This window comes from Paucibacter sp. XJ19-41 (assembly GCF_028462495.1).
Classification (GTDB): Bacteria; Pseudomonadota; Gammaproteobacteria; order Burkholderiales; family Burkholderiaceae_C; genus Roseateles_E.
The window spans coordinates 26,315-29,730 of the sequence record NZ_JAQOWX010000073.1 but is presented as its reverse complement, the minus strand read 5'-3'; the positions used below and the strand labels follow the sequence as shown (position 1 = coordinate 29,730).

Here is a 3,416-nt window from a genome sequence, read left to right as displayed (position 1 = left end):
GGCTCGCCGCGCGCGTCGCGCCAGCCGGCCGTGCAGGGCGCGCCCACGACCAGGGCCTGCCAGCCGACCAGGCCGGGCGGCGGCAGGCTGCGGAAGTCGTCGGTGACGCGCTGGCGCACCATGCCGGCCTGCACCGCCAGCGGCCGCGCCGGATCACCCTGCAGGCCGTCGTCGGGCGGGGTCAGCAGCTCCCAGGGGTAGGTAGCGGTCTTGTCGTCCAGCACCAACACGGTGTTGTCGAAGTTGTTGAGCCGGCCCTTCAGGTTCTGCGGCAGCAGCAGCTGGTACAGCACCCGGCCCATCGCGGCCTCTTCCTCGGGGTCGCTGCGGCCGACCGCGCCCTCGTCACTGACGCGGGCGATGTAGTCGCTCAGGCTGGCCACATCGGAATAAACCCGGGTCGACTCGACCCGCGCCCGCTCGGCGATCAGCTCGAACTTCAGGCCGCCGCCGACATCCTGGCGCACCGCCAGGCGCTGCCAGACGCCCTCGTTATCACCCGGCCTGAAGCCGCGCAGGCCGCCATCGCGGGTCTCCAGCAGCTGGGCCACCCAGAAGGCACGCTCGCGCCACTCCTCACGGTTGAGCAGGCGCTTGAGCTCGTAGGCCGCCTCCAGCGCGGCCTGCTCCTCGATCTCGATGATCTCGATCTCGGCGATCTCGATCTGGCGGCCCAGCGCCTGCTCGTTCTGCACGATCTGGGCGGCGCGCCAGATGCCGTTGAGTACGCCGGCCAGACTGTCGCGGATGCTGACCGCCTGCACATGGGTGCCGATCAACAAGGACGACAGCCGCAGCACCACCTTGCCCTGGGCCGGCACCCAGGGGTCGCGCGTCAGATGCTCGAAGGCATAGCGCAGCACGGCCCGGGTCACCGTGTCGGCCAGGCTGCCCGGCGTCAGCTCGCCGACCCCGCCCAGGCCGACAACCAGGGCACCGGGATAGGCGCTGGGGCAACCCTGCTCGCTGGGCGGGCGCAGATACATCGCGGTGCGGTCGGCGCCGACGAACAGCCGCGTGTCGATCAGGCGCTGCAACTGGCCGCCGAGCTTCTCGTCCACCCGCTTGCTGCCGCCGGCCAGGCGGTCGTGCTGGTAGTGGCCGACGATCAGCGGGAAACGTGCATAGTCGAGGCTGCCATGCACCACCCGCAGTTCCAGGCGCGGCGTCAGCGCGGCGGCCGGCAGGCGCTGCGTCATGCCCAGCACATAGGCCAGCGGGTCCTCGGGCAGGCTGGGCAGGGCCAGCGGGTCGGCCGTCACGACGGCCGGATCGGCGCCGGCGCGCGTCTGCGGCGGCTGGCGCGACAGTGCGCTGCTGCGCCCGCTCAGCAACAGCTCGAAGAAAGCCTTGAACGAGGCCGTGTGGTCGGCCAGATCGCCATGGCTGGCCCGCACATACCAGCAGCGCTCGGCGCTCAGGCAGGAGTCCCAGCCCACCGTGCCATCGCCCTGCGGCGAGGTCTGCAGCGCCAGACGCTGACCCGCACCGCCCTCGCCCAGCAGGGCCAGCCGGCTCGGCGTCTGGCCATGGCCGGCAACGTAGAACACGCCCTCGGTGCGCTCATTTCTCAAGCGCTCGAACGAGCGCTGCAGCGCGTCGCGCACGGCCCGCGCCCGCGCCAGCAGGGCCGGCTCGGGCAGCGGCAACCCGGCATCGAACTGCTGCAGCGCCTGCCAGGCGGCCGGCTGCAGCAGGTCGCCGAACTGCGGGTCGGGCGCCAACGGCAGCATCTGCAGCAGGCCCTCGAAACCCGCGCCCCAGCGCGCCAGATCGGTAGCCGTGACCGCACGCGACAGGCCGGCCACCAACTTTGAGAGGCCGTGTTGGCGCAGCAGCAGCAGCAGCGGCGCATAGGAGCCGGCATTGGGCGTGCCCAGCATCAGCAGCCGGCCGCCGCGCCGGCACAGGCGCTGCCAGCGTGCGTCGTCGTCCGCCAGCATGCCATGCTCGTCGACACGATGGAACAGCGCCGCCCGGGCCACCAGACCGCCCATCGAATGAGCCAGCAGATACACCGGCAGCTGCTGGGCCTCGGCATGCTGGAGCAGCGCGTCAAGCCGCGCGCCCAGGCGCTCGGCGCTGCGCGGGATAGCCTCGCGCCAGTCATAGGCGAAGGCCTGCACATTGAAGTCCTTGGCGGCCGCCACCAGCAGGCGCTCATAGGCCAGCGGCGTCAGCCCGGTGGGCTCCAGGCGGCGCTGGCCGGCCATGTCCAGCGCCGCCAGCGCGCCGTTGACCATCGCGGCGGTCGACAGCCAGACCGCTGCGCCGCCGACCTCGCCGAGCTCGCTGCCCATGATGCCCGGCAAGACCAGCAGAATGGGCTTGCCGCGCTGGGCCGGGTCGCTCAGCGACTCGTGCCAGCGCGCGGCGCTGCGGCGCGCCAGCGGGTCGGGCTTGAGCGCCTGGAACAGGCCGCGGGTGATGGCCTCGTCCTCCTGCAGCGCCCGAAAGCCCTCGTCATGGCCATCCAGCGCCAGGAACAGCGGCTGGCGCGACAGCGCGGCGCTCTTGAAATAGCTCAGGTGCGTGACCGTCTTGTCGGCCAGGCGCAGGCTCTTGGCATCGGCGCGGGTGAAGCCGCCGAACATCGAATGGGTGTGGACGACGAAATCATGGTCGTGCAGACCGTAGAACACATCGCCGACCAGGCTCAGGATGCCGCCCCAGCCCAGGCCCTGGGTGTCGCCGGCGATCACGCGCAGCCGCCCGGGCAGCGCGGGCAGCCCCGGCGCATTCAGCGCCAGGGTCAGGGCCGAGCCGGGAATCATCGCCTCCAGCCCCGGGATGCTGCGGGCATCGGCGCGCGCCGCCACCAGCGCGCGCACAAAGCCATTGAGTCGCTCATACATCGGCACGCCATTGGTGCCGAAGGCCAGGCCGACACTGCGCAGCAGCAGCGACAGGAACAGGTCGGTGCGGCGGTCCGCCAGCAGGGTGCCGCGCGAGGGGCTGGCCACCCGCACGAACACGCCCAGCTCCAGCGCCGGGGCGGGGTTCTGCAGCAGGCGCTCCAGCTCGGGGCGGTCGGGGTGCTCGGGCGCATAGGCCTGCTCGAAGGCGGCGCGGAACCTGGCCTTGTCGCCCTGACTCAGGCCCAGCGCCAGCAGATCGCCGACCATGCCGCCGCGTGAATGCGAGACCAGGTGCAGGCGCTGGCCGGCGCGCAGCGGCGCCAGCGCACGCAGCAGCTCCACCGCATTGCGCAGCGGGCTGACGGTCAGCGTGCGGTGTTCCCAGGCATAGAGCTCGCAGCGCTGCGCCAGCGCCTGGAAGTCGGCCTCGCCCACCGTCTCGCCCTCCCAGAGGCCGGAGAAGCTGCCCGCCGTGCTGGAGGCCGTGCCGTGCAGGAACAGCACGGCATCGCGCGCGCCGGCCGCCTGGCCAACCTCGGCCGGCTGCCAGCGGCCGGC

1 protein-coding gene is annotated in these 3,416 nt (G+C 72.3%); it reads right to left on the bottom strand.

The window, feature by feature from the left end; translation table 11 throughout:
* Nucleotides 1-3,416 (bottom strand): DUF7379 domain-containing protein (locus PO768_RS18340; RefSeq protein WP_442953248.1); only part of this gene is annotated, 3,416 nt, incomplete at both ends.